Annotated in this window: 27 protein-coding genes; 14 read left to right on the top strand and 13 right to left on the bottom strand. The window is 59.3% G+C overall.

Annotated features, from left to right (window positions below; translation table 11 throughout):
- Positions 1-32: 32 nt before the first annotated feature.
- Complete coding sequence (gene ppnN / locus F2P67_RS03410) at positions 33-1406, bottom strand: nucleotide 5'-monophosphate nucleosidase PpnN (RefSeq protein ID WP_166217292.1); 1374 nt, start codon at positions 1404-1406, stop codon at positions 33-35.
- 223 nt (positions 1407-1629) lie between these two features.
- Here ppnN and F2P67_RS03415 point away from each other — a divergent pair, with 223 nt between their 5' ends.
- The gene (locus tag F2P67_RS03415) at positions 1630-2157 is read left to right on the top strand and encodes a DUF3087 family protein (RefSeq protein ID WP_166217295.1); all 528 of its coding nucleotides are present in this window, start codon (positions 1630-1632) and stop codon (positions 2155-2157) included.
- On the opposite strand, the gene F2P67_RS03420 is transcribed toward F2P67_RS03415, so the two are convergent.
- The gene (locus tag F2P67_RS03420) at positions 2154-2540 is read right to left on the bottom strand and encodes a DUF2784 domain-containing protein (RefSeq protein WP_166217298.1); all 387 of its coding nucleotides are present in this window, start codon (positions 2538-2540) and stop codon (positions 2154-2156) included. The genes F2P67_RS03415 and F2P67_RS03420 overlap by 4 nt on opposite strands.
- Positions 2541-2694: 154 nt before the next feature.
- Here F2P67_RS03420 and F2P67_RS03425 point away from each other — a divergent pair, with 154 nt between their 5' ends.
- The 3 genes from F2P67_RS03425 to F2P67_RS03435 all read left to right on the top strand — a co-directional run bounded on the left by F2P67_RS03425 (position 2695) and on the right by F2P67_RS03435 (position 3914).
- Positions 2695-3393, top strand: coding sequence for an AzlC family ABC transporter permease (locus F2P67_RS03425; RefSeq protein WP_166217301.1), 699 nt, complete (start codon positions 2695-2697; stop codon positions 3391-3393).
- Entirely contained in the window at positions 3393-3704 is a 312-nt protein-coding gene (locus F2P67_RS03430) for an AzlD domain-containing protein (protein WP_166217636.1), read from the top strand. Before F2P67_RS03425 ends, F2P67_RS03430 begins: the two co-directional genes overlap by 1 nt.
- 63 nt (positions 3705-3767) lie before the next feature.
- Positions 3768-3914, top strand: coding sequence for a hypothetical protein (locus F2P67_RS03435; protein ID WP_166217304.1), 147 nt, complete (start codon positions 3768-3770; stop codon positions 3912-3914).
- Between the two features lie 45 nt (positions 3915-3959).
- Here the strand turns inward: F2P67_RS03435 and F2P67_RS03440 are convergent, their stop codons facing one another.
- From F2P67_RS03440 to F2P67_RS03455, 4 genes are all read right to left on the bottom strand, one after another.
- A complete protein-coding gene (locus tag F2P67_RS03440) occupies positions 3960-4232 on the bottom strand; it encodes a hypothetical protein (RefSeq protein WP_166217307.1) in 273 nt (90 codons plus the stop codon).
- A 269-nt stretch (positions 4233-4501) separates the two neighbouring features.
- Complete coding sequence (locus F2P67_RS03445) at positions 4502-5182, bottom strand: SOS response-associated peptidase (RefSeq protein ID WP_166217310.1); 681 nt, start codon at positions 5180-5182, stop codon at positions 4502-4504.
- Positions 5183-5230: 48 nt separating this feature from the next.
- The gene (locus tag F2P67_RS03450) at positions 5231-6073 is read right to left on the bottom strand and encodes an ABC transporter permease (protein ID WP_166217313.1); all 843 of its coding nucleotides are present in this window, start codon (positions 6071-6073) and stop codon (positions 5231-5233) included.
- A gap of 62 nt (positions 6074-6135) precedes the next feature.
- Positions 6136-7122: an aliphatic sulfonate ABC transporter substrate-binding protein gene (locus F2P67_RS03455; RefSeq protein ID WP_166217316.1), complete on the bottom strand. Its 987-nt coding sequence runs from the start codon at positions 7120-7122 to the stop codon at positions 6136-6138.
- A gap of 293 nt (positions 7123-7415) precedes the next feature.
- On the opposite strand from F2P67_RS03455, the gene F2P67_RS03460 reads away from it, so the two are divergent.
- From F2P67_RS03460 to F2P67_RS03470, 3 genes are all read left to right on the top strand, one after another.
- A complete protein-coding gene (locus F2P67_RS03460; protein ID WP_166217319.1) occupies positions 7416-8363 on the top strand; it encodes an ABC transporter substrate-binding protein in 948 nt (315 codons plus the stop codon).
- A 131-nt stretch (positions 8364-8494) separates the two neighbouring features.
- Positions 8495-9394: a polysaccharide deacetylase family protein gene (locus F2P67_RS03465; RefSeq protein WP_166217322.1), complete on the top strand. Its 900-nt coding sequence runs from the start codon at positions 8495-8497 to the stop codon at positions 9392-9394.
- Positions 9395-9504: 110 nt separating this feature from the next.
- Positions 9505-9747, top strand: a complete 243-nt coding sequence (locus F2P67_RS03470) for a DUF1652 domain-containing protein (RefSeq protein ID WP_166217325.1) — start codon at positions 9505-9507, stop codon at positions 9745-9747.
- 4 nt (positions 9748-9751) lie between these two features.
- Here the strand turns inward: F2P67_RS03470 and F2P67_RS03475 are convergent, their stop codons facing one another.
- Positions 9752-10114 (bottom strand): NUDIX hydrolase, encoded by a 363-nt coding sequence (locus F2P67_RS03475; protein ID WP_166217329.1) that lies wholly within the window; start codon positions 10112-10114, stop codon positions 9752-9754.
- Positions 10115-10369: 255 nt separating this feature from the next.
- Complete coding sequence (locus tag F2P67_RS03480) at positions 10370-10609, bottom strand: hypothetical protein (RefSeq protein ID WP_065259780.1); 240 nt, start codon at positions 10607-10609, stop codon at positions 10370-10372.
- Positions 10610-10794: 185 nt separating this feature from the next.
- On the opposite strand from F2P67_RS03480, the gene F2P67_RS03485 reads away from it, so the two are divergent.
- A complete protein-coding gene (locus F2P67_RS03485) occupies positions 10795-11130 on the top strand; it encodes a hypothetical protein (RefSeq protein WP_166217332.1) in 336 nt (111 codons plus the stop codon).
- A gap of 75 nt (positions 11131-11205) precedes the next feature.
- On the opposite strand, the gene F2P67_RS03490 is transcribed toward F2P67_RS03485, so the two are convergent.
- Positions 11206-11754 carry an RrF2 family transcriptional regulator gene (locus tag F2P67_RS03490; protein ID WP_166217335.1) on the bottom strand — a complete coding sequence of 183 codons (549 nt, stop codon included), beginning with the start codon at positions 11752-11754 and terminating at the stop codon, positions 11206-11208.
- Between the two features lie 280 nt (positions 11755-12034).
- Here F2P67_RS03490 and F2P67_RS03495 point away from each other — a divergent pair, with 280 nt between their 5' ends.
- From F2P67_RS03495 to F2P67_RS03505, 3 genes are all read left to right on the top strand, one after another.
- Positions 12035-13240 (top strand): NAD(P)/FAD-dependent oxidoreductase, encoded by a 1206-nt coding sequence (locus F2P67_RS03495; protein ID WP_166217338.1) that lies wholly within the window; start codon positions 12035-12037, stop codon positions 13238-13240.
- Between the two features lie 204 nt (positions 13241-13444).
- The gene (locus F2P67_RS03500; protein ID WP_166217341.1) at positions 13445-14050 is read left to right on the top strand and encodes a DUF6338 family protein; all 606 of its coding nucleotides are present in this window, start codon (positions 13445-13447) and stop codon (positions 14048-14050) included.
- A 326-nt stretch (positions 14051-14376) separates the two neighbouring features.
- Positions 14377-14973, top strand: a complete 597-nt coding sequence (locus F2P67_RS03505; RefSeq protein WP_166217639.1) for an RNA polymerase sigma factor — start codon at positions 14377-14379, stop codon at positions 14971-14973.
- Between the two features lie 12 nt (positions 14974-14985).
- Here the strand turns inward: F2P67_RS03505 and F2P67_RS03510 are convergent, their stop codons facing one another.
- Positions 14986-15870, bottom strand: a complete 885-nt coding sequence (locus F2P67_RS03510) for a LysR substrate-binding domain-containing protein (RefSeq protein ID WP_166217344.1) — start codon at positions 15868-15870, stop codon at positions 14986-14988.
- Between the two features lie 158 nt (positions 15871-16028).
- On the opposite strand from F2P67_RS03510, the gene ydiJ reads away from it, so the two are divergent.
- Positions 16029-19055 carry a D-2-hydroxyglutarate dehydrogenase YdiJ gene (gene ydiJ, locus F2P67_RS03515; RefSeq protein WP_166217347.1) on the top strand — a complete coding sequence of 1009 codons (3027 nt, stop codon included), beginning with the start codon at positions 16029-16031 and terminating at the stop codon, positions 19053-19055.
- Here ydiJ and F2P67_RS03520 read toward each other — a convergent pair.
- From F2P67_RS03520 to F2P67_RS03530, 3 genes are all read right to left on the bottom strand, one after another.
- Positions 18988-19677, bottom strand: coding sequence for a paraquat-inducible protein A (locus F2P67_RS03520; protein WP_166217350.1), 690 nt, complete (start codon positions 19675-19677; stop codon positions 18988-18990). The two genes, ydiJ and F2P67_RS03520, sit on opposite strands and share 68 nt — an antisense overlap.
- Positions 19674-20270 (bottom strand): paraquat-inducible protein A, encoded by a 597-nt coding sequence (locus F2P67_RS03525; protein ID WP_166217353.1) that lies wholly within the window; start codon positions 20268-20270, stop codon positions 19674-19676. The genes F2P67_RS03520 and F2P67_RS03525 overlap by 4 nt, the downstream gene beginning before the upstream one ends.
- Positions 20271-20396: 126 nt before the next feature.
- Positions 20397-21287 carry a LysR family transcriptional regulator gene (locus tag F2P67_RS03530; RefSeq protein WP_166217356.1) on the bottom strand — a complete coding sequence of 297 codons (891 nt, stop codon included), beginning with the start codon at positions 21285-21287 and terminating at the stop codon, positions 20397-20399.
- Between the two features lie 130 nt (positions 21288-21417).
- Here F2P67_RS03530 and F2P67_RS03535 point away from each other — a divergent pair, with 130 nt between their 5' ends.
- Complete coding sequence (locus F2P67_RS03535) at positions 21418-22248, top strand: oxidoreductase (RefSeq protein ID WP_166217359.1); 831 nt, start codon at positions 21418-21420, stop codon at positions 22246-22248.
- Positions 22249-22327: 79 nt separating this feature from the next.
- On the top strand, positions 22328-23872 hold the full coding sequence (locus F2P67_RS03540; protein WP_166217362.1) for an MFS transporter: 1545 nt from the start codon (positions 22328-22330) through the stop codon (positions 23870-23872).
- Positions 23873-23910 lie beyond the last annotated feature (38 nt).

A 23910-nucleotide genomic window follows, 5' to 3' on the forward strand; every position in this document is an offset into this window, starting at 1 on the left:
CGGGAGATCCCGCGATATGGCCACCGATAAGATCAGGCCACCACGCGGTAGCACGGTACATACGCCGCGCCGCCCGGCAGCTTCATTCGGTGTTGGGCGACGAAGGCTTTGAGCAGCAGATCCAGCGGTTGCATGATCGCCGCATCACCACGGATCTGATACGGCCCGTGCTCCTCGATCAAACGGATGCCCTTGTCCTTGACGTTGCCGGCCACAATCCCCGAGAACGCCCGGCGCAGGTTGGCCGCCAGTTCATGCGGTGGCTGGTCGCGGTGCAGCTTGAGATTGGCCATGTTTTCGTGGGTCGGGTCGAACGGGCGCTGAAAGCCCTCGTCGATCTTCAACAGCCAATTGAAGTGGAACGCGTCGTTGCGCTCGCGACGGAATTGCTTCACCGCTTTCAGGCCGGCAGTCATCTGCCGCGCCACTTCTGCCGGATCGTCGATGATGATTTCGTAATGCTGTTTTGCCGCTTCGCCGAGGGTCGCGGTGACGAATGCATCGAGCTGTTCGAGGTACGGCGCGGCATGTTTCGGCCCGGTCAGGATCACCGGGAACGGCAGGCCGGCGTTGTCCGGGTGCATCAGGATGCCCAGCAGGTAGAGGAACTCTTCGGCGGTACCGGCGCCGCCCGGGAAGATGATGATGCCGTGGCCTACCCGTACGAACGCTTCCAGGCGTTTTTCGATATCCGGCAGGATCACCAACTCATTGACGATCGGGTTCGGCGCTTCGGCGGCGATGATGCCCGGTTCGGTCAGGCCGAGGTAGCGGCCGCCGTGAATACGCTGTTTGGCATGGGCGATGGTGGCGCCTTTCATCGGGCCCTTCATCACGCCCGGGCCGCAGCCGGTGCAGATGTCGAGGCTGCGCAGGCCCAGTTCGTGGCCGACTTTCTTGGTGTATTTGTACTCTTCGGTGTTGATCGAGTGACCACCCCAGCAGACGACGATTTTCGGCTCGACACCCGGGCGCAGGGTGCGGGCGTTGCGCAGCAGGTGGAAGACGTAGTCGCTGATGCCTTGAGACGTGCTCAGGTCGATGCGCTGGCTGTCGAGTTCGTTTTCGGTGTAGACGATGTCGCGCAGGGCGCTGAAGAGCATTTCACGGGTGCTGGCGATCATTTCGCCGTCGACGAAGGCGTCGGCCGGAGCGTTCAGCAGCTCCAGGCGCACACCGCGATCCTGTTGGTGAATGCGGATTTCGAAGTCCTTGTAGGCTTCGAGGATGGTCTTGGCGTTATCGACATGGGCGCCGGTATTGAGGATGGCCAGGGCGCATTGGCGGAAGAGGGTGTAGGTGCTGCCGGATCCGGCTTCGCTCAGTTGCTGAACTTCACGTTGAGAAAGGGTTTCCAGACTGCCTTTCGGGCTGACCGAGGCGTTGATTACGTGTCGTTGGGTCATGCAATGATCCTTAAAACGATGTCATCTCAAGACTAGGCGATGGCATCCGAATAGTGTGTATCCATGAATGAAGATGGCACGATCTGCGCTATACCGCCATGTCCCCGTTGGACGCTGAAAAGATGAAAAGGAGCCCCAGCATAGCTAAATCCCCGCTCGATGCGATAATGCGCCGGGCGGTTTTTTCCGTTGCCCGTTTTGTCACTCAAGGAAGTCATTCGTGATGTTCGAGATTCAGCCGATGGACGCCGCCACCTTTCGCCAGCAGACCCGCCGCAGCACGATCATTATCGCCGTGCTGTTTCTGGTGCTGGCAATGTTGTTTTCCAGCGTCGCGGTGGCGCTGTTCGGCGAACCCGGCGGCGATAACCTGCGTTTCAATGTCGGCGGCGTGTTCCTCGCCTTTCTGCTGACCGCTGCGCTGTTGCGCGGGCGCTTCTGGAATCAGACGTGGATGGCGCCGGCCGTCTACAGCTGGCGGCTCAAGCGCAGCCTGATGAGCGTGACCAATGTAATGCATCGAGTGACGGCGGCGGTGCAGCACAACGATCCGACCGCGATGAAAGTATTGCGTTTCTATCACTTGGGTTTGACGCAGATGCATGAACTGGACGGCAACTCCAGTGATCATGGGCAACTGTGGCGGGAAGTCGAGGCGCATAAGGAGAGGATGCAGGCGCTCGGTCTCGATATCGAGCAGAAACGCCTGGATCCCGCCTGGCTGGATGGGTTGAAAGCGGCTTCGCGTTAAAACGGAATGCGGCTGGCGCGGCGCAGTCTCCAGCGGCGCATCAGTCGCCCATAGACCAGCAAGTTGACCGCCAGCACCACGCTGCCGAGCACCAGTTGTATCTGCGGGGTCAGCCCGGCCGGGTAGATGATCGGCCAGATATAGTGCTCGATGAAGCCGCCGGCGTACTCGGTTTGCCCGGCGGCGTGGCGCATCAGGTTTTCCCAATACGTGAGCGGGCAGGTCAGGTGCAACACCTCGACGGCCACGCCCCAGGCGGCGGCCGGCAAATGCAACCACATCAAGCGTGGCCATTTGAGCACCAGCAGGCCGCCGAACAGCACGAACAGAATGAATGACAAATGAAACAGCACCAGCCCGTCGGCTGCGATTCGGTACAGCATGTCGTCTCCCTGACGCATTTGTGAATGGCTCCCATGGTACGCCGGACGGCGTTTGGGAGCGGGGGCGATTTAGCGCAATTGCGCAAGATTGTTCAAGCCAGCGTCGGCCATTTACTGGCAAAGTCCCGGGCTGTTTCCTCGGTTGAAGAGCGTTATGTCTGACTCACTTATGCCGCGCAGTGCTTTTCTTCGCGGCGCTGCGGCGATCATGCCGTTATCGTTGGCGACGGCGCCGTGGGGGCTGCTGGCCGGCTCCATGGCGATTGAAGCCAACCTCACGCCACTGCAAGGGCAGGGCTTGTCGAGCATCGTCTTTGCCGGTGCCGCGCAGTTGGTGGCCATCGGCATGCTCAAGGGCGGTGCCGGGATCTTTTCGATTCTGCTGACCACGTTGCTGCTGACCTCACAGCATTTGTTGTACGGGATGAGCATGCGTTCAGTGATTTCGCCATTGCCGGGACGCTGGCGCATCGGTCTGGGCTTTTTGTTGACTGACGAATTGTTTGCGTTGACCAGTCAGCATGACCGTCAGCAGTTCAATCGCTGGTACGCGTTGGGTGTCGGGCTGACGTTCTATATCGCCTGGAACCTGTTCACCCTGGCTGGCATCGTCCTCGGCAGCAGTATTCCCGGGCTGGAGCATTTGGGCCTGGATTTCTCGATTGCTGCCACTTTCATCGCGTTGATTACCCCGGTCGTGCGTAACATGCCCACCGTGGTGTGTGTGGCCGTGTCGTTGTTTTGCTCGGTGCTGTTCAGCTACTGGCACTGGGGCTCGGCGTTGGTGTTGTCGGGGTTGGCGGGCATGACTGCCGGGTTTATCTGCAACAAGCTGTACGAGGAGCGCACATGATGGTTTGGGCGGTGATTGTCGGGATGGGGATTTTGGTGTTCCTCAACCGTTACGTGTTCCTCGAGCCGCGCTTGCCGGTGCGTTTGAGCAGCAATGCGCGGCAATTCCTCGGCTTTGCGGTGCCGGGAATGCTGACCGCCATTTGCGGACCGATTGTATTCATGCCCGACAAACAGCTGAATTTACATTGGGATAATCCTTATCTGCTTAGTTCGCTGGTGGCGATTGCACTGGTGATTTATACCCGTAACACCTTACTCAGCATGTTGTTGAGCATGGCGTTTTTCTTTGTATTGCGTTGGTGGTTGTAAGTTGTCTGATGAAATCTGATCTACGCTGTAAGGATCATGGATTCTTGCAACAGTGAGGTGGAAATGGCGACTGAGAAAGAGCGTGCGCAAGAGGACGATGAACCGAGCGAAGAAGAGATTGAGCGGGAAAAACACCGGGAGCAGACCTGGAAGCACGACGACAGTCGAGAGCTGTCCGATCGTGATCAGGAACGTCCGCTGAAACCTTGAACAGCGCAAACAAAAAGCCCCGCAAGTGCGGGGCTTTTTGTTGTTTCAGAGATCGTCCAACTGCGTGAAATCGGGGTGCGAAGCCCGATAACCCAAGGTTTTGTCGATCCACGCATTGAGCTCGTTGACCATCACCGGCGGGTGGCCGTGATACCCCTCGAGGGTGGTGCGCAGGATGCGATCGATGTCGGGAACGGTACGCAGGTTTCGGGTCTTGATGTAGTGGCCGATAAAACAGTCGAGTTCAAAGCGTTCTGTCATGGACAGATAAATACACTCCAGGCCACCGACCTGTTTGATTGCAAAATCGTCGCGCAACTTATTTCTCTGCAAGGCTTGTAGAAGTTGTTGGGGATTCCTGATTTGTTGACTCTTTGGTCAACTGGTATACCAATCGGAAATGCGGCGCGCATGCTATCCGTAGTGCATCTAAATGTATGTATGACGGTTGAAATGTCAGACAAGCGGTGTGTTCAATCGAACGACTGTTTCAACTTTGCTGTCTCGTGACTGAAACACCGGTTGTAACGCTGAGCTGTCACTGGCCAGCGCTTTCAATTCTTTAAACGGGCGAGCACCAAAACTATTTAAGCGACCTTTTCAATCAATTCCGCCCCCTGATTGCGTGCGTTGCCGACAGCTTTGCCGACTTTATGCCATTCGAAGGCCTCACTGCTTTCACCTTCAAACAGCGCCATCTGTTCGGCGCGCTCGGCGGGTGTCGCCGGATCAAGCCATTCCCGCGCCCGTTCGGCACTGAATACCACTGGTCGGCGATCATGAATGTCGAGCATGCCACCGGCGCTGTCGGCGGTAATGATGACAAAACCGTCGTCGTCTCGAGACGCCGTTTCGGTTGTCGGAAACTGGCCGATGGCGGCGCAGAAAACCGGCCCGTGATCCGTCCGACGAATCAGCCAGGGTTGTCGGCTGTTGTCCTCGGCATCGACCCATTCGAACCAGTTGTCGACCGGTACGATCAAGCGGTGTCGCCAGATCGCCCGGAAGAACGCACCATGGGCGACTTTTTCCACCCGCGCATTGATCGGCGCCGCGCGATCCTTCGCCCAGTGCGGGCGCCAGCCCCAGCGCAAGGCGTGTGCGTAAACCCGCTGTTGATGCTGATGCAGGACGGCCAGCGTAGTTGTCGGCGCTGCGTTGTAGTGCGCCAGCGGAGCGTCGCCAACGTAGTTGATCAGCGCATCGGGAATGCTCAGCACCGCGACAAAGTCGTGAATGCCACGGTACTGCGAGAGTCTTCCGCACATGGCCGAAATCTCTGATTGGACGTGTTCAGCGTAGTCGCTGCCCGGCATTCAATCCCGCGCGCTCTGACCGGTGAACGTGTCGCGCCATCTCAGCGCGCGCCGTTCGAGGGCGGCAAGCAAGCCGTCGCTGAGTTTACCCAGCAAGGCGAGGACGATAATCGCTGCCAGAACGATGTCCGGCCGTGACGTTTCGCGCCCGTCGCTGAGCAGATAACCGAGGCCTTTGGTCGCGGCGATCAGTTCGGCGGCCACAAGGAACATCCACGCCAGACTCATGCCACTGCGCAGCCCGGTGAACAGGCCGGGCAGCGCGGCAGGCAAGAGTATTCGCCTGACCAGTTGCAATCGGCTGAAGCCATAAATGCGGCCGACCTCCACCAGTTTGCGATCAATGTTGCGAATCGCCGCGACCACGTTGACGTACACCGGAAAGAACGCGCCGATGGCGATCAAAACGATCTTCGAGGTTTCGTCGATGCCCAGCCACAGCAACAACAACGGCACCCAGGCCAGACTCGGAATTGCACGCAACGCCGCGAAAGTCGGCTCTAGATAGGCTTCGGCCTCGCGACTCAGGCCGACCCACGCGGCAAAAATCAGCGCCAGTCCGGCCCCAATAGCGAACCCCAGCAAGACGCGGATCAGGCTGGCGCCAATGTGTTTCCACAGCGCGCCTTCGGCGAGATCGGTGAGGGTCAGGGCAATCTCACTCGGTGCCGGCATCTGGTAGGACGGCAGCCAGCCGATACGTACGATTATTTCCAGAGCAATGACGATCAGCAGGGGCAGCGCAAAGCCTTTGCCGCGACGCTGCCAGATGGGGTTGAACGTGGCGGGTCGCTGCCGCGACAGGGCAGGTCGCGCGGGCAGGTTTTTATTGTGGCTGGTCATGACTTTGGCTCCGCTCGCAACGAATCCGCGACAGGCGCGGATCCATCGTCGAGGCTGGTCGATTACTGGCGGGCGACGGCTTGCTGCACACCGCTGTCGAGCAATTGGTCGATGACTTGATCGACATTCACGCCGCGGCGCACCAGTTCTTCGGAGACCAGGATCGGCGCCGCCGCTTTCGACGCACTCACGTCGTTGGCCGTCAGTTGCGGGCTGCTCAGATCCGTGCGCGACAGTTGCAGTTTCGCGACGTCCAGTGGCAGCCCGGATTCCTTGGCGAGCAGGTTGGCAAACTCTTCAGGATTTTTCAGCGCCCATTCGCGCGCCTGTTCATAGGCTTTGATGACGGTGTCGATGGTTTGCGGGTGCTCCTTGGCGTACTGCTCGGTCACGCTGACCACGCCGTAACTGTTGAACGCCGGGTTGCGATAGAGCAGGCGCGAGCCGGCTTGTACCTGGCTGGCGGCCATGTGCGGATCAAGCCCGGCCCAGGCATCGACGTCACCTTTTTCCAGCGCGGTGCGGCCATCCGGGTGTTGCAGGTGAACCAGTTCGACGTCGTCCTTTTTCAGCCCGGCCTGTTGCAGGCTGCGCAATGTGAAAAGGTAGGGATCGGTGCCTTTGGTGGCGGCGATTTTTTTGCCCTTGAGGTCGGCCACGGCGTGGTAAGGCGAATCCTTGCGCACCACCAATGCCGTCCATTCGGCGCGGCTGTAGACGTAAACCGATTTGATCGGGCTGCCGTTGGCGCGGCTGAGCACCGCAGCGAGGCTGGCACTGGAAGCAAAATCGACGCCGCCACTGTTGAGGTATTCCAGCGAGCGGTTGCTGCCCTGACTCAACACCCAGCTGACTTTGGTCTGCGGCAGGGCTTTTTCGAGGAAACCGAAATGTTTGAGCACCAGACTGACCGGTGAGTAATAGGTGTAGTCGAGGTGCACCTCCGCTGGCGCCGTTTCAGCGGCGTGGGCCAGCGGTTGCAGGCTGAGGGCCATTGCGCTGGCGATGAACAGCAATTTAAGACGAGAAAAAGAGGCTAACGATTTCATGGAGCGCTCCGGCAGAGGCACAGGTTTCTTATGTCCAAAAAGATATTTTTGTCGAATGCTTCCTGCATGAATGGAATATTGCAGGCTCTGTGCCATGTGCGCCAAAGTGCCGTTTTACGGCGCTCTCGGGGCGTTGAAAGTGACTGCAAGTGTTGCGTGGCAAACAGTCTGGCAAGCCACTGTTGCGGGGCGAACAGTCAAAGTCGGCGGTGATGAGCTTATGCTTTATTAGAATTTCTAAGCCATACATTAAGAGCGTTATGGTCTATGCATTCCCATTCGCAGGACTCGTCATGAAGCTCTCTCGTTTCCTACGCAGCGCACTGACCGCTGCCTTGTTTGCATCGCCACTTTCTTACGCGGCCGAGCCGGTCGTCCTGCATGTCGGTGATCAGAATTACTACAATATTCGCGCGTCGATAGAAGCGTCCGGCGTGCTGAAAGGCGCGCCATACAGTGTCGACTGGAAACACTTTCAGGCCGCCGCGCCGCTTGCCGAAGCCTTGCAAACCGGTTCGCTGGATCTGGGTTTTTTAGGTGATTCGGGTTTTCTGTTTCTGGCGGCCAAACAAGCGCCGGTGAAGCTGATCGGGGTCTCGCGACAGAATCCGGACACCATCGCGTTGCTGGTGCCAAAAGACTCGCCGGTGAAAACCATTGCCGATCTCAAAGGCAAAAAAGTCGCCTACTGGCCCGGCGCCTGGAGTCAGCAACTGACCTTGCGCGCATTGGAGCAGGGCGGTTTGCCCGAAAACTACGTGGACTTCGTCAAGCTGATGCCGATCGATGCCGCGGCTGCGTTACCCCGGGGCAGCATCGACGCCTTTCCGGTGTGGGAACCGTACATTTCCCAGCAGATCGTGTTCTCGGGGGCGCGACCGATTCTCACGGCGAAGAACCTGATGCCGGGGCTCAGTGCGATTGCGGCGTCTACACCCGCCATCGACAGCAAGCGTGAAGCGATCGCCGACTTTCTCGCGCGTTTAAAGCAAGCGCGCGCTTGGGTCGATCACCACACTGATGACTACGCTGACCTGTGGGCGAAGAAAGCCAATCTGGATCAGCAGGTTTCGCGGCACTGGTTGCGTCAGGCGCACATGACGGTTGGCCCGGTTGATCAACAGGCTGCTGCGGATCTGCAGAGCACCGCCGACTTCCTGTTCAAGGTCAAAGCGCTGCCGGCACCGTTGGCCACGGCGGGGATTATCGACGCCTCGTTTACGCAGGCTTTGGCTCACTGAGCGAGCGCTGGAACCAAACCCTGTGTACCTTATCCAACCTCGGCTCGCAGTTCGGAGCGCAGGGATGGATAAGGGCGAGGGAGTTTTGCCAATCGACAACGTGACCGCCATGGTCGGGCTCAAGGCAAAACATGAATTCCGGTTTCAGACTTTTTTGTGCAGCAGCCGTGGCCCTCGGGCTGGCTGGCTGCATCGCTGCGCCCATCGAAATGACCGCGCAAACCGAAACGCGCCTGAAGGCTCAGGCGCCGGTGCGTTTTTTGCTGACCTTCGATGATGGCCCCAGCGCTTCGAGCTTCTGGAATCCGTCGGCACAGGTGCTCGACAGCCTCAAGGACAACCCGCTGCAACCGGGCATCAAAGCGATTTTCTTCGTGCAGACCCGTGCGCCGAGGGCAGGTAATAGCGAGATTGGTCGCGGCATCATGCGTCGCGAGTTTGCCGAAGGGCACATTATCGCGTTCCACACCGCCACCCATTGGCACACCAACCATCGCTCGCTCGATCCTGAAGAACTCGAAGAATCGCTAAGCAACGGCACAGCGGACATCGCCGCCATCACCGGTGCGCCACCGACACTGCTGCGCCCGCCTTTCTGGAACTACGACAAACGTACGTTCGCCGCTTATCAGCAGCATGGTTTACACGTGTTGTTGACGGATGTGAGTGCCAATGACGGCAAGATCTGGGGCTTCAACGCGAGTCCGCGACGCCGGGCAAACATGTTGCGGCAATTGTCGGAAGTTCGTGAGCGCATTGCGTTGGGCGAATTTCCGAGCGTAGACGGCGTGATCCCGGTGATCGTGACCTTTCACGACCTCAATCGCTACACCGCGCGGCATACCCGTGAATACCTGCAGATTCTGCTCGACAGCGCCGCTGCCACCGGGGTGAAACTGGCGGACAAACCGTTCTACAACGATCACGCAGCACTTGAGAAAGCCGCATTGGCGCGGACGGTGGAAAAAAGCTCTGAGCCAGTACAGTTGCCGGGGATCTGGAACTGGATTTGGGATCACGATGCGCACTGAGTGGTCGCGTGAAAGTTGTGATCGGGTTAACAGTTTTGTGCCGGGCGCGGTACAAATTGCTCATCTATGCTCTACGGATCGATTGATTTTCGCCTGCGAGGCGTCCGTCCATGCTTGCCATCGCCGAGATCTGCCGCATTGTTGAATCCGGGTTTCCGGCGTTTAAGTGCGACTGCGTTCCCTCCACGCAGGGGCTGCTGCAGATCAAGGTGTACGAGCCACAGAGCGGGCGCGTGGAGTTATTGCTCAATGGCGTTTCCCCGGAGCACCTCGTCACCATCCGTGACATTTCCAACTTCATCGGTGAGCTGCGCACGGAGATGAGCGCAGGGCGGCGAGCCTTCGCCGGTTGAGCGTTCATAAACGCCGTTGAAAGGCTTTGACAATCCGCAGCGTTGCTTCGCTGATATTCAGATTCTGCACCGCATCCAGCGGATGCCAGATGCACTCGATGATTTCGTTTTGCGCACGCGCCTCGTCAATGTTCAGCACTGACGCCTCGTAGACATGATGCCGCGTGCCGCCGCTTTCCAGCTCCATCAGGTACAACACGTCCTCGGCGTTGAGCGCGGTTTCTTCCTGCAATTCGCGCACGGCCGCTGCCGCCCGGGTCTCCCCCGGCTCGACCTTGCCGCCGGGCAATGCCCAGCGACAGCGTGGTTTGCGCACCAGGAGCACGTGTCGATCCTGTTCGCAAATGACGGTGGCGCGTACTTTCATCTTTACCTGTTTTGCTGCTTGTCATTAAGTAGAAATAAAACTGCAATATACGAGCCGGGCCTGTATTCAAAGGTTCCGTCAGGATGTGGAGCCTGCGCCTGAGTGAAAAGTGCCGGCCCTGACCGGTCTCACTCAAGGTGGTGGGCGGTTACAAAAAACGCGCGATGCGTGGAAAAAGTCACAAGATCCGTCGGTTGCCAAGAATGAAAAAGCCCCGGTTTGCCGGGGCTTTTTGTCGGGGCGCTCGCGAGCGCGTCAGTGGACTTTGGTGCGGCTGATGGCCCGCGCTTTGACTTCCCTTGCGTACAGCTGCAGGCGTTCTTCATCGCTTTGCAGGACTTCGCAGGAGCGCAGAACCGTCTGCGCGTCCGCTTCGTTGCCGGACTTGCGCAATTGCTCGGCGATACGTTTAAGGTCGACGGCCGACCATCTCAGGTCCGATGCGACGCTTTGCAGGTCGCGCTGAAGTTCGTGTTCGTATTCATTGAGCCGCATGATCACCTCCGGAACATTCTCGGTAGAAAATAGTAGTCGCATTTTCTCGCAGCGGTGCACGGCTCGTCTGTCTTCGGACTGAGCGGATGTAAAAAATTGTCGAGACTGCCGCGAAGGCGCGATGCCACGATGGATGTGCAGCCGGTTACAGGCTACATTCAGTTTTTTCAGTTCAGGGAAACACCATGCGGATATGGATCGGGAGTCTGGCGTTGGCTCTGTTGGCAGGTTGCTCGTTGCCGACGTCGTTGGTGCCGGGTGAGCCGAATGTCAGCAAGACCAGCAGCAAGGCTCCCAAGGACTATGCCGCGTGTGTCTTGCCGTTGTGGCAGCAAGATGTCGCAAAGACCTCGCAGACGTCGATTTCCAATGGTTATCGCATCACGGCGCCGAGCATTATCACGGCGGACGAGATTCTCGACATCGTCAAATACAAGGACGGCAGCCGGGTGTCGTTGTACCAGGGGCCGCCGTGGGCCAAGTCCGGATCGTTGCGCAAATCGGTGCGTGATTGCCTGTAACGAGCGTTTCAGACACATAAAAAAGCAGAAACCAGGTCAACGGTTTCTGCTTTTTTTTCGCATTCTTCAAATAGATCAGTCCGAAATATCGGTCAACGCGATGGTGCCGACATTGCCTTTTTTCTCGCGTCGATCCTGAATCCAGTCTTCCACCTGCTGGCCAAACTCTGCTGGCGCCTTGCGCCCGACCTTTCTGGCGATGTCGAGAATGGTCTGTTGGGAGAGGGCTTCTTCCATGCGTTGTTGGGCGGTCATCATCGCGGCATGGATCGAGCAGGTGCCTTCGATGGCCCATTCTGGCGGCTGTCCTTCAAACAGGGCGCAACGCCCACGGATGTCGCGGCATTCGAAAATGTTCTTGCGTCCATCAATGGCTCTGACGATGTCGAGCAGAGTGATTTCATCGGCTGGGCACGCCAGGCTGAACCCGCCGCGTACACCTTCGGAGGCCACCACCAGTTTGCTCTTGGCCAGTTTGGTGAAGATTTTTGCCAGATATTCCACCGGCACGCCTTGCAGTTCGGCGAGGTCGCGCACGCTGGCTTCGCGGGTATCGCCGCCGCTGCCAACCAGAAATGCCAGGCAATGAATGCCGTATTCGACGCCTGCGCTGTATAGAGACATTGTTAAGTCCGACTTGATTTGTCGTAAATGCTACCAGTCGAGACCAGAGTCATCAATCTTCGAAAAGCAATTTATCGGCATCAATAGCCCTCTTTCTGCAGGTGATGTCTGGTTTTTGGGGGTGGATGTCATCGATAAATCCGATCAAACCTATCGGATAATCTGACTTGTGAGAATTATGTCCGACTAATAGAGTCGGCGCTATTGAGTTGGCAGTGAGTGGCTCAAAACGAATTCGATTTTCTCTTTCTCATCGCTGGGCGTTTTCTGGAGAAACAAAATGAAGCAGCAGATTCTGGTTATCGGCGCAGGTTTTGGCGGCATGTGGTCGGCCTTGAGTGCTACGCGACTGGTCGATCTACACGGTCGCAAAGACGTTGAAATCAGCGTGCTCGCGCCGCAGGCTGAGTTGCGCGTGCGTCCGCGCTTTTATGAGCCGAACGCTCATCAACTGGCCGCACCGCTGCATGAACTGTTCGAAGCAGTCGGCGTTCACTTCATCAAGGGCGCTGCACAAACCATCGACGTAGCCGAAAAAACCGTCGGTTACACCGATGCGTCGGGTCAGAAGCAGACGTTCCACTACGACAAACTGGTTCTGGCCAGCGGCAGTGGTCTGGCGCAGTCGGCGACACCGGGCGTCGCGCAATACGCCTTTGACGTCGATCAGATCGAAGCGGCCATCCGTCTGGAGACACACCTCAAATCCTTGAAAGACCTTCCCGACAGCAAGGCGCGCAACACGGTTGTCGTGGCGGGCGGCGGTTTCACTGGCATCGAAACTGCGACCGAGATGCCGGGGCGCCTGCGCGAGATTCTTGGTGAGAAGGCTGACATCAACGTGATCATCGTTGACCGTGGGCAGAAGATCGGTGCGTCGATGGGCGAAGAAATCAGCCACTCGATTGTCGCCGCCAGTGAAGAGTTGGGCGTTGAATGGCGTTTGGGCGTGTCGGTGCAGGCTGTCGATGCCAACGGTGTGACGCTCTCGGACGGCCAGCATATCGAAGCGAACACCGTGGTCTGGACCACGGGCGTACGCGCCAGTTCGCTCACCGAGCAGATCCCGGCCGAGCGCGACATGCAAGGTCGCCTGCACGTTGATGCGCACCTGAAAGTCATCGGTCAGGACGACATTTTTGCCACCGGCGACGTGGCCTACGCCGCCACCGACGACATCGGCAACTATGCGCTAATGACCTGTCAGCACGCGATCTCGCTGGGGCGTCACGCCGGCAACAACGTCGCCGCGCAGATTCTCGGTGTCGAGCCGACGCCGTACAGTCAGCCGAAATACGTCACCTGTCTGGACCTTGGCGCCTGGGGCGCGGTGTACACCGAGGGTTGGGATCGTCAGGTGAAACTGGTCAAGCAGGAAGGCAAAACCCTGAAGACTCAGATCAACACGCAATGGATCTACCCGCCTGCCGCAGACCGCGTGACTGCATTGGCGGCGGCCGATCCGATGATTCCTGTGGTCGCTTGATTTATCTCGCGATACCCATGCGGCGGTGTTGATATTGGCGGAGAAGGGCGCTGACCTGATTTTGCGGGATGCGTAATGCACTGTGACATTTGATCACGGGGCTCTTTCCGGCGTGCGCTAGGCTTTTGAGTGTCGGCCCATTTTTTTAGGGCCGGCATCGTTGTTTCTGCAGGAGTGCTTTTTGGATTGAAGGAGTTCCCGATCATGGATGATCTGGTGAAAGAAGTGATTCCGCTGTTGCAATACCTAATACCCGGTTTCGTCTCAGCCTGGATTTTCTACACGCTTACAGTGTTTAAGCGTCCTGATACTTTCGGCCAGATTGTGCAGGCGCTGATATTCACGTTTGTGATTCATGGTGCGGTGCTGGGAATTGGCGCGGTCTGCTTATGGGTCGGGGAAAAGGGTTTTTCTGTAGGGAAATGGGATGCCAAGGCGCAAACAATCTGGGCGTTCATCGCGTCTGTGTTGCTTGGATTGCTTGCCTGTCATTTGGCTGCAAATGACAAATTGCATGGATGGTTGCGCAACAGAAACGTCACGAAACAATCTTCCTATCCCAGTGAATGGTTCAGTGCCTTCGCCCAATTTGATCGGGTCATCACCCTGCATTTGAATGACGAAAGGCGCGTTTTAGGCTGGCCGGTCGAGTGGCCGCCCGAAGCCGCCAGCGGGCAATTTTTGATGAGACACCCGCGCTGGCTCAACGAGGATGGCAAAGTGCAGCCTATGGCTGCCGAATTTTTGCTGATAGATTCCGTGAAGGTTAAATGGGTTGAATTCAACCCGGTATCAGAGGGTTCATCATGACCGCCAGAGCACCGCAACCAATGCCGCCGCATATAGAGCGCCTGTTCGTAGGGCCAGACGGAAAGCCGCTGGAAAAACCCTTGATCAGCGGATCCAAGGCACCACCCCCGCTAAAACGTTAAGTCATCCATCAACCATCAAAACGCCGCTCAACGAGCGGCGTTTTCGTTCGTGCCCTAAAAAGACTCAACCCGCTGCATCCAATTCCCGCCTTGCTACGTATGTAGTTCAGAAGCAACCGTGCCTGCACCCCCCGGTGACAGGTATTCAGCGTTCCACTCTGGATGGTCAGTCGAATGCACCGGTCAGGGACTGTCGAAGTGATGTTGCAACCCTCGGACGATCTGCAGTTTTTGCAGTGTCTGTTGAGCGGGGAGCAGAAAGCGTTTGTCGATCTGGTCAACCGCTATCAGGGCGCCATGCGCGCGGTGGCTGTGGCGATTGTCGGGCGTCGGCATATGGACGACGTGGTGCAGGAAGCCTGGCTGGCGGTGGTGCGCGGGCTGGCGGGGTTTCAGGGGCGATCCAGCCTGAAGACGTGGATTCTGACCATCACCGCGAATGCCGCAAAATGCCGCTACGGGCAGAATCGCCGTAATGAAGTGCCGCTGCCGGTCAATCGTTTCGACGAGGAGCGCTTCGCGTCTGACGGCAGTTGGCAGGCCGGGCTGCCGCTCTGGCACGAAGACACCCCGGAAGCGTTGCTGCATGAGCATGAACTGTGCGAATGCCTTGAGCGGGCGCTGAATGCCTTGTCCGAGACCCAGCGCAGCGTGCTGATTTTGCGCGAGCGTCAGGGTCTGGAGCTGGAAGACATCGCGCAGTTGCTCGATCTCTCGCTGACCAACACCCGAGTGTTGTTGCATCGGGCGCGGCTCAGCGTGTTTGCGGCAGTTGAGAGTTATCAGAAAATGGATGGATGACGGCGAGGCCGATCAAAGCGTATCCACCAGCCAATCACGAAACGCTTTCAGCGAGGGCAGTGTTTCGTTGCGTGGCGGATACACCAGGTAATAGCTGCGGCGACTGGTGATCGGTTCGCCCAGTTGCAGCAGTTCACCATGGAGTAATTCGTCCTCGACCAGAATGCGCGGCACCAGGCCCACACCAATATTGGCGCGCACGGCCTGAATCAAGTGCGAGGTCATTTCAAAGCTAGGGCCAATACGCATGCTGCGGTGCGCGAGGGCGTGATGGCTGAACCATTCGGCCCACGCCTGAGCATTGCTGCTGACGTTGAGCAGCAATTGCCCGGCGATGTAACGCTCGGCGTCCTGGCGTTCGGCAGCCGACAATTGCGCGCTGGCGATCACCACCAGTTCCTCGGTGTGCAGGGGCAGCGACGTCAGCCCCGGCCATTCACCGCCACCGACACAAATCGCCGCATCGATTTCGCTGGTGTCGAAGTCGATGGCTTCGATGCGCGAATGCAGGTGCACGGTCATGCCGGGGTGCGCGGTGTAGAAGTCCTTCAATCTGGGCAGCAACCATTTCGAGCCAAAGGTCGGCAGCGTCGCCAGGCGCAGGCTGTGGATGCCGGAACCGAACGCCATCGCCTGCAACGTGGCACTGCGAATTTGCCCGAGGGCTTCAGCCAGTTCGCGCTGATACATGCGCCCGACATCGGTCAGCACGACTTTGCGCCCCTCGCGGTTGAACAGGCGCATGCCGAGCATCTTCTCGAGAATCTGTACCTGGCGGCTGACCGCACTCTGCGTCAGCGACAGTTCGTGAGCAGCGCGGGTGTAGCTTTCATGGCGTGCGGCAGCCTCGAAGGCCAGCAACAGCGACATGGACGGGGTGAGCGTTCGCGGATTCATTCGTAAAAGTCATTAATAGCGGGTCGAATTTACGGTTGTCCCGACGTCCTTCAACAATGAACATGGGCAACATGAGATGGCGGAGCCTGACGCAATCATTCGTTGCGTACAACTGTTCACCGCCACACGGCCTGATTTTGACCGAGATACCCTGACCGATGATTGCCCAGCTGTCGCCCGCCACCGCCCTGACTTCCGATTACCAGCAGTTCCTCAAAGCCCTGAAAATCAGCGGATTTCGCGGCGAGATCAGCGCCGATTACGCCAGTCGCGTGGTGCTGGCCACGGATAACTCGATCTATCAGCGTTTGCCGCAAGCCGCCGTTTTTCCGCTGGACGCCGACGATGTGGCGCGGGTGGCGCGGCTGATTGCCGAGCCGGCCTATAAAAGCGTGATGATTACCCCGCGTGGCGGCGGTACCGGCACCAACGGCCAATCGCTGACCGACGGCATCGTTGTCGACCTGTCGCGGCACATGAACCGTATCCTCGAAATCAACGTTGAAGAGCGTTGGGTGCGGGTGCAGGCCGGGGTGGTCAAGGACCAGCTCAATGCGGCGCTGAAGTCCGCCGGACTGTTCTTCGCCCCGGAGCTGTCGACCTCCAACCGCGCCACGGTCGGCGGGATGATCAACACTGACGCCAGCGGCCAGGGCAGTTGCACCTACGGCAAGACCCGCGACCATGTGCTCGAACTCGACATGATCCTGCGCGGCGGCGAACGTCTGCACGGTCAACCACTGGAAGAGCGTGAACTGGAAACACTGTGTGCCCGCGAGGATCGAGTCGGCGAAGTCTATCGCTGTGCGCGGCAGATCATTGATGAGCAGGGTGACCTGATCAAACAACGCTTTCCGGATCTGAACCGCTGCCTGACCGGTTACGACCTGGCGCACCTGCGCGAGGCGGACAATCGTTTCAACCTCAACAGCGTGCTGTGCGGCGCGGAAGGCTCGCTTGGTTTTGTGGTTGAGGCGAAATTGAATGTGCTGCCGATCCCCAGGCACACGATGCTGGTCAACATCCGCTACGCCGGGTTCATGGATGCGCTACGTGATGCCCGCGCGCTGATGGCGCTCAAGCCGCTGTCGATTGAAACCGTGGACTCGAAGGTCTTGCTGCTGGCGATGCAGGACATCGTCTGGCACGGCGTTGCCGAGTATTTTCCGGCAAACGCCGAGCGGCCGACATTGGGCATCAACCTCGTCGAGTTCTGCGGCGACGATCCCGAGGATCTGCAGCGTCGGGTCGAGGCGTTTGTCGAACACTTGAGCAGCGATTCGACTGTCGAACGTCTGGGGCACACGCTGGCGGTCGGCCACGCGGCGGTGAACAAGGTCTACGGCATGCGCAAGCGCGCGGTCGGCTTGCTCGGCAACGTTGCCGGTGAAGCGCGGCCGCAGCCGTTTGTCGAAGACACCGCCGTGCCGCCACAACACCTGGCCGAGTACATTGCCGAGTTGCGCGACCTGCTCGACAGTCATGGTTTGCAATACGGCATGTTCGGCCACGTCGATGCCGGAGTGTTGCACGTGCGGCCAATCCTCGACATGAAGGATCCGCAGCAAGCGGCGCTGGTGCGTCCGGTGTCCGATGGTGTCGCCGCGCTGACCCAGCGTTACGGCGGCCTGCTCTGGGGCGAGCACGGCAAAGGTCTGCGTTCGGAATATGCCCCGGCATTTTTCGGCGAACTGTATCCGGCGCTGCAAGCGTTGAAAGCGGCGTTTGACCCGTTCAACCAGTTCAACCCCGGCAAGATCGCCACTGCCGCCAACACCGGCGCGGCACTGCTGAAAATCGACGAAGTGACTCTGCGCGGTGAACTCGATCGGCAGATCGACGAGAAAGTCTGGCAGAACTACGGCGCGGCCATGCATTGCAACGGCAACGGCGCCTGCTACAACTTCGATCCTGATGACGCGATGTGCCCGTCGTGGAAAGCCACCCGCGAACGTGCGCAATCACCCAAGGGGCGCGCGTCGTTGATTCGCGAGTGGCTGCGGCTGCAGGGCGAGGCTGGCGTTGATGTGTTGTCCGAGGCGATCCGCCGACCGACGTTTTTCGGTACGTTGTGGCAGCGCTGGCGCAACAGTCGCACGCAGGCCGCGGATTTCTCCCATGAGGTTTACGACGCTATGGCCGGGTGCCTGGCGTGCAAGTCCTGCGCGGGACAGTGCCCGGTGAAGGTCAACGTGCCGGAATTTCGTTCGCGGTTTCTTGAGCTGTACCACACGCGTTATCTGCGTCCGGCGCGGGATTATCTGATCGCCTCGCTGGAGTACAGCATCCCGTACATGGCGCGGATCCCGGCGTTGTACAACGGTTTGATGGGCGCTGCTGTTGTTCGCACGTTGCTGGAACGTCTTGGCGGCATGGTCGATGTGCCGCTGCTCAGCCGCTTCGATTTCCATGCAGCGATGCGCCGCTGGCAGGTACAACCGGCGACGCTGGCGACGATGTCGCGGCTGACTCAGGCGCAACGCGAACGCAGCGTGGTGATCGTTCAGGATGCGTTTACCCGCTACTTCGAGGCGCCGCTATTGGCGGATCTGGTCGAGCTGATTTCACGCCTGGGTTATCAGGTATATCTGGCGCCGTTCAGTGCCAACGGCAAACCGCTGCATGTGCAGGGTTTTCTGTCGGCCTTTAACCGTGCCGCGTTGCGCAATGCCGGGCAGCTGCGTGAGCTGGCGGATCTGGGTGTGCCGTTGCTGGGGCTCGATCCGGCAATGACCCTGGTGTATCGCCAGGAATACCTGAAAGTGCCGGGCATGCAGGACTGCCCGGAAGTCGAACTGGTGCAGGAGTGGTTGCTCAAGGTCATGCCTGAACAGACGCCTCAGGATACTTCCGTGCCATTCCGGCTATTGGCCCATTGCACGGAAAAAACCAACGCCCCGGCGGCTACGCGGCAGTGGGAGCAAGTGTTCGAGCGTGCCGGATTGCAACTCGCCACGCAGGCCACCGGTTGCTGCGGCATGTCGGGTACTTACGGCCATGAAGCGCGCAACCGTGAAAACTCGGCGGTGATCTACGAGCAGTCCTGGGCACGCCACATCGATGCGCCGGCGCAAAAAGGTGAGGCACTGGCCACCGGCTATTCCTGCCGCAGCCAGGTCAAGCGCCAGTCGGATCAGGCGTTGCGCCACCCGCTGCAGGTGTTGCTCGAAGTTCTGCGTCGCTGAGGGGCTCATCGTCGGGGACGTTGTCCCAGATCAGCCGCGGGTCGAAACTCATCGCCGAGAGCATGGTGAACACCACCACCATGCCGAAGAACAGGATGCCCGGTCGCGGCTCGATATCGCCCAGTGCCTGGAACTTCACCAGCGCCGCGACCAGCGCGACCACCAGGACGTCGAGCATCGACCAATAGCCAATCAGCTCGACGAAACGGTACATCTTCGAACGCTCGCGGCGTGCCCACCCGCTGTCGCGCTGGACGCTGATCAGCAACAGTGACAGAGCCACAAACTTGATCCCCGGCACCGCAATACTGGCGATGAAAATGATCAGGGCGATGTCCCACGCGCCACCTTCCCAGAACTCCAGCACGCCGCTCATGATGGTGCTGTCGGCGCCATTGCCGAGCATCGTGGTGTTCATCACCGGCAGCAAATTGGCCGGCACATAAAACGCCAGCGCGGCGAACAGATACGCCCAGGTGCGAGTCAGTGAATTGGTCTTGCGCCGGTGCAGCGGCGCCTCGCAACGCGGGCACTGGTGCGGTTCATCGCTCATGTCACAGGCCAGCCCGCAGCTGTGGCACAGGCAAAGATTGAGTTCGCTAGCGGTCGGTGGTCGCTTCATAGAATGTCCCAGAGGTCTCGAATGTCGCGGCCGGCAATGCGGATCATCATCAGGCTCAACACGGCCAGGGCAAACAGGCCGATGCCGGGCAATACATCAAGCAGCCCGGCCAGTTTGAACACCGCCACCATGGCGCCCAGCAGGCACACCTCAAGCATGCTCCACGGGCGCAACGTTTCCAGCCAGCGCATGCACAGGGTGAAACCCGGCGCGCGACGCGAGGAGAGGGCGAAACTCAACACCCAGATCAGCAGCACCAACTGAAACGCCGGGGCGATGATGATCGAAATCGCCGCTACCATTGCCATGAACGTGATCGGCCCCTGACTCAAGGCCAGCACCGAATCCCACAGCGTCGCGCTGTTTTTCAGGCCCTTCATGCTGATGCTCATTACCGGATAGAAATTGGCGAACAGCCAGAGCACCGCGGCGGTGAAACTGAGGGCCAGACGCTGTTCGACCGTCAAACCGTTGTAGCGCTGCAACACGCCGCCGCAGCGCACGCAGGAGGTTTTCTGGTGTTTGCCGAGCACGGCTTTTTCGTACACACAATCGCAGTGCTCGCAGATGATCAGTTGTTCGGTGTTGACCATGGACAACGCTCGACAGCAGGCCGCAAGGGCAGGGAAGACTTGATCACTATAGAAGCCTGACGCCAATGGGCAACTTACAGCGCACCGGTTGGCGAGATTTTTTCTGATCAGGCTGTGCGCGACGCGCTAACGGCGGCTGCGGCTGAAGTCGATGAACGCCTTGAGCGCTGCCGGGACATGGCGCCGGCTCGGGTAATACAGGTGCAGGCCGGGGTAATACGGGCACCAGTCGGCGAGAACCTGTATCAGACGCCCGGCGGCGAGGTGTTCGCTGACCATGTCTTCGAACACATACGCCAGCCCCAGCCCTTGCAGCGCCGGGCCGACCATCAGGCTGACGTCGCCGAGGGTCAGCGGGCCGTCGACTTCGATTTCCTGAGCGATGCCGCCGCGTTCGAACTCCCAACGGTACATCGAACCGCTGGGAAAACGATGGCGGATGCACGGCAGTGCGTGCAGATCCTGCGGTTTTTCCGGCGCGGCGTGGCGCTGGAAAAACGCCGGCGAGCCAACCACCACCGAACGCATTGTCGGGCCGATGGGCAGCGACACCATGTCCGCTTCAAGGCGATTGCCGAAGCGTACGCCGGCATCGAACCCACCGGCGACGATGTCCAGCAATGCATCGCTTTCGACCACCTCCAGGCGAATGTCCGGGAACGCCTGCAAAAACTCGCTGGCAATTGGCAGCAGCACCAGTTCGCACGCCTGGCGTCCGCAGGTAATACGCAGATTGCCCGAGGGTTTTTCGCGAAAATGGTTGAGGTCTTCCAGCGCATCGTCGATGTCACGGAACGCCGGTTTCAGCCGCGTGTAAAGCCGCTCGCCTGCTTCGGTCAGGGCCACGCTGCGAGTGGTGCGGTTGAACAGGCGAACGCCGAGGCGGTTTTCCAGGGCTTTCACCGAATGGCTCAGCGCCGAGGGCGTCAGGCCCAGTTCGACGGCTGCCTTGCTGAAGTTCAAGTGCCGGGCGGAGCACAGAAACAACGCGAGGTCTGCTGCTGAAGGGGTTTTCATCTGTGAATGCCTTTCACAAAGTCATGCAAATTTGTTGGGATTATCACATCAGTAGCACGGCCTTAAAGTCGCATCAACTCATCGAGAAGGCCCGGCACCGTCGCCAGGGTCGCTGACAGGAGGAGTTGAAATGCGTACCTGGTTCATTACTGGCGCTTCCCGTGGTTTTGGCATCCTCATCGCCGAACGTGCTTTGCAGGCCGGCGACGCAGTCATCGCGACGGCCCGCAATCCGCAGGACATCATTGAGCGCCTCGGCGATCATCCGAATCTGTTGGCCGTGCGCCTCGACGTCACCCGCGAAGACGAAGCCCATCAAGCGGTCGCCGCCGGCATCAAGCGTTTTGGACGCATCGATGTACTGATCAACAACGCCGGGTTCGGTGTACTCGGTGCCGTCGAAGAAACCAGTGCCAGCGAGACCGAGCGCCTGTTCGCCACCAACGTCTTCGGCCTGCTCAACGTCACGCGCGCCGTACTGCCGCACCTGCGCGCGCAACGCAGCGGGCGGGTCATCAATATTTCTTCGATTGGCGGCTATCAGGCGTACATGGGCTGGGGCGTTTATGGCTCGACCAAGTTCGCCGTCGAAGGCATCACCGAAGCGTTGCATCAGGAACTGGCGCCGCTGGGCATTCAGGCCACCGTGGTTGAGCCGGGCTTTTTCCGCACCGACTTTCTCGACGAACAATCGCTGATCAAAACCACGCTGGTGTTACCGGACTACGACGCAACCGTCGGCAAGATGCGCGCCTTCGCCGAGGCTGCCAACCACGCCCAACCGGGTGATCCGCAGAAATTCGCCGAAGCAATTCTGGCGCTGGTCAACGCCCCGAATCCGCCGCAACGGCTGGCACTGGGCAGCGACACCGTGGCGCGCATCGAGGCGAAGAATCGCTTGGTGGCGCAAGAGTTGGCCGAGTGGAATGAGCTGGCGCTGTCCACGGACTTCAAAAGCTGAATGGCAGATCCAGGGAAAGCAGTCTTGCTCCCACTGGTGCCTTCACGCAACGACTATTTTTCTGACAAAGGATTGCCTCATGACTTCTTCAACCGGGCAGCAAGGAACGCGCGACAAGTGGCTGATCCTTGCGGCGGTGTGCCTGTCGGCACTGGTTCTTCCCTTGAGTTTTACCGGCGGCGCGGTGGCAACACCGGCGATTGGCCGTGACTTGGGCGGTAGCCCCGCGGCGCTGACCTGGATCACCAATGCGTTCATGTTGTCGTTCGGCAGTTTGCTGATGGCGGCGGGAGCATTAGCTGATGTTTATGGGCGTAAACGTCTGTTCACTTTCGGTATGTCGCTGTTTACCGCGGCCTCGATTGCGCAGAGTCTTGCGCCTTCGGTGTTCTGGCTGGATGTGCTGCGTGCCGTTCAGGGTGTGGCCGGTGCGGCGGCACTGGCCAGCGGCTCGGCGGCGCTGGCGCAGGAGTTCGACGGCCATGCCCGCACGCGGGCGTATAGCCTGCTTGGCACCACGTTTGGCATCGGTCTGGCCTTTGGGCCATTGCTGGCCGGGGCGTTGATCGAGGCGTTCAACTGGCGGGCGATTTTTGTCTTTACCGCGTTGATCGGCATTGTCGCGATGATCTTCGGTCTGCCGCGCATGCGCGAAACCCGCGACCCGGATGCCAAGGGTCTCGACTGGCCGGGCACCGTTCTGTTCAGTGCCATGCTCGGATTGTTCACGTTTGGCCTGATCCTGGCGCCGGAGCACGGCTGGGGCAGTCCGTTGATTGTTGGATTGCTGGCCCTGTCGGGCGTTTTGCTGGTGGCTTTTGTGCTCGTCGAGATGCGCGTCAAACGGCCGATGCTCGACCTGACGCTGTTTCGTTTTCCGCGATTCGTCGGTGTGCAGATGCTGCCGATCGGCACCTGTTTTTGCTACATCGTGCTGGTGGTGATGCTGCCGCTGCGTTTTATCGGCGTGGAAGGATTGAGCGAAATCGATGCCGGTCTGCTGTTACTGGCGTTGTCGGCACCGATGCTGGTGGTGCCTTTGCTCGCGGCATCACTGACCCGTTTTATCTCGGCGGGCCTATTGTCCGGCGTGGGTTTGCTGATTGCTGCGACGGGTTTGCACTGGCTGAGTCTGTACAACGTCGGCGAAGCTAGATTCGCTCTGGTAGCGCCGATGGTGTTGATCGGTATCGGCGCCGGATTACCGTGGGGCCTGATGGATGGCTTGTCGGTAAGCGTGGTGCCGACTGAGCGCGCCGGCATGGCGGCGGGAATTTTCAATACCGTGCGAGTGGCGGGCGAGGGGATTGCACTGGCGTGCGTGGCAGCGATGCTAGCTTCGCTGTTGCAGAGCGATCTGGCGAGTGCGCTGCACGTAGCGGCTGGCAGCGCCGAAGCGCAGTTGATTGGCGAAACGGCGCAGCGTGTGATCACGGGGGACATGGCTCATGCGATCAACATCGTGGCGGGGCTGGACAGCGAACGACTGGTGCAAGGTTACGCTTCGGCGTTCCAGTCGGTGCTGCACATCCTGACGGTTATTACGTTGCTGTCAGCAGCGGTGGTGTTGGGACTGTTGAGCAAGGATCGCACCGTCACGGAGCCGCAACGGGCAGTGGCATAACACGCCATCCCTGTGGGAGCGAGCAAGCCCGCTCCCAC

It is taken from the genome of Pseudomonas atagonensis (genome assembly GCF_011369485.1).
Classification (GTDB): Bacteria; Pseudomonadota; Gammaproteobacteria; order Pseudomonadales; family Pseudomonadaceae; genus Aquipseudomonas; species Aquipseudomonas atagonensis.

Bases quoted from the DNA above. Each gene is read 5' to 3' on its own strand.
- ppnN (WP_166217292.1), bottom strand. From the start codon at position 1,406: ATGACCCAACGACACGTAATCAACGCCTCGGTCAGCCCGAAAGGCAGT.
- F2P67_RS03415 (WP_166217295.1), top strand. From the start codon at position 1,630: ATGTTCGAGATTCAGCCGATGGACGCCGCCACCTTTCGCCAGCAGACC.
- F2P67_RS03420 (WP_166217298.1), bottom strand. From the start codon at position 2,540: ATGCTGTACCGAATCGCAGCCGACGGGCTGGTGCTGTTTCATTTGTCA.
- F2P67_RS03425 (WP_166217301.1), top strand. From the start codon at position 2,695: ATGTCTGACTCACTTATGCCGCGCAGTGCTTTTCTTCGCGGCGCTGCG.
- F2P67_RS03430 (WP_166217636.1), top strand. From the start codon at position 3,393: ATGGTTTGGGCGGTGATTGTCGGGATGGGGATTTTGGTGTTCCTCAAC.
- F2P67_RS03435 (WP_166217304.1), top strand. From the start codon at position 3,768: ATGGCGACTGAGAAAGAGCGTGCGCAAGAGGACGATGAACCGAGCGAA.
- F2P67_RS03445 (WP_166217310.1), bottom strand. From the start codon at position 5,182: ATGTGCGGAAGACTCTCGCAGTACCGTGGCATTCACGACTTTGTCGCG.
- F2P67_RS03450 (WP_166217313.1), bottom strand. From the start codon at position 6,073: ATGACCAGCCACAATAAAAACCTGCCCGCGCGACCTGCCCTGTCGCGG.
- F2P67_RS03455 (WP_166217316.1), bottom strand. From the start codon at position 7,122: ATGAAATCGTTAGCCTCTTTTTCTCGTCTTAAATTGCTGTTCATCGCC.
- F2P67_RS03460 (WP_166217319.1), top strand. From the start codon at position 7,416: ATGAAGCTCTCTCGTTTCCTACGCAGCGCACTGACCGCTGCCTTGTTT.
- F2P67_RS03465 (WP_166217322.1), top strand. From the start codon at position 8,495: ATGAATTCCGGTTTCAGACTTTTTTGTGCAGCAGCCGTGGCCCTCGGG.
- F2P67_RS03470 (WP_166217325.1), top strand. From the start codon at position 9,505: ATGCTTGCCATCGCCGAGATCTGCCGCATTGTTGAATCCGGGTTTCCG.
- F2P67_RS03475 (WP_166217329.1), bottom strand. From the start codon at position 10,114: ATGAAAGTACGCGCCACCGTCATTTGCGAACAGGATCGACACGTGCTC.
- F2P67_RS03480 (WP_065259780.1), bottom strand. From the start codon at position 10,609: ATGCGGCTCAATGAATACGAACACGAACTTCAGCGCGACCTGCAAAGC.
- F2P67_RS03485 (WP_166217332.1), top strand. From the start codon at position 10,795: ATGCGGATATGGATCGGGAGTCTGGCGTTGGCTCTGTTGGCAGGTTGC.
- F2P67_RS03490 (WP_166217335.1), bottom strand. From the start codon at position 11,754: ATGTCTCTATACAGCGCAGGCGTCGAATACGGCATTCATTGCCTGGCA.
- F2P67_RS03495 (WP_166217338.1), top strand. From the start codon at position 12,035: ATGAAGCAGCAGATTCTGGTTATCGGCGCAGGTTTTGGCGGCATGTGG.
- F2P67_RS03500 (WP_166217341.1), top strand. From the start codon at position 13,445: ATGGATGATCTGGTGAAAGAAGTGATTCCGCTGTTGCAATACCTAATA.
- F2P67_RS03510 (WP_166217344.1), bottom strand. From the start codon at position 15,870: ATGAATCCGCGAACGCTCACCCCGTCCATGTCGCTGTTGCTGGCCTTC.
- ydiJ (WP_166217347.1), top strand. From the start codon at position 16,029: ATGATTGCCCAGCTGTCGCCCGCCACCGCCCTGACTTCCGATTACCAG.
- F2P67_RS03520 (WP_166217350.1), bottom strand. From the start codon at position 19,677: ATGAAGCGACCACCGACCGCTAGCGAACTCAATCTTTGCCTGTGCCAC.
- F2P67_RS03525 (WP_166217353.1), bottom strand. From the start codon at position 20,270: ATGGTCAACACCGAACAACTGATCATCTGCGAGCACTGCGATTGTGTG.
- F2P67_RS03530 (WP_166217356.1), bottom strand. From the start codon at position 21,287: ATGAAAACCCCTTCAGCAGCAGACCTCGCGTTGTTTCTGTGCTCCGCC.
- F2P67_RS03535 (WP_166217359.1), top strand. From the start codon at position 21,418: ATGCGTACCTGGTTCATTACTGGCGCTTCCCGTGGTTTTGGCATCCTC.
- F2P67_RS03540 (WP_166217362.1), top strand. From the start codon at position 22,328: ATGACTTCTTCAACCGGGCAGCAAGGAACGCGCGACAAGTGGCTGATC.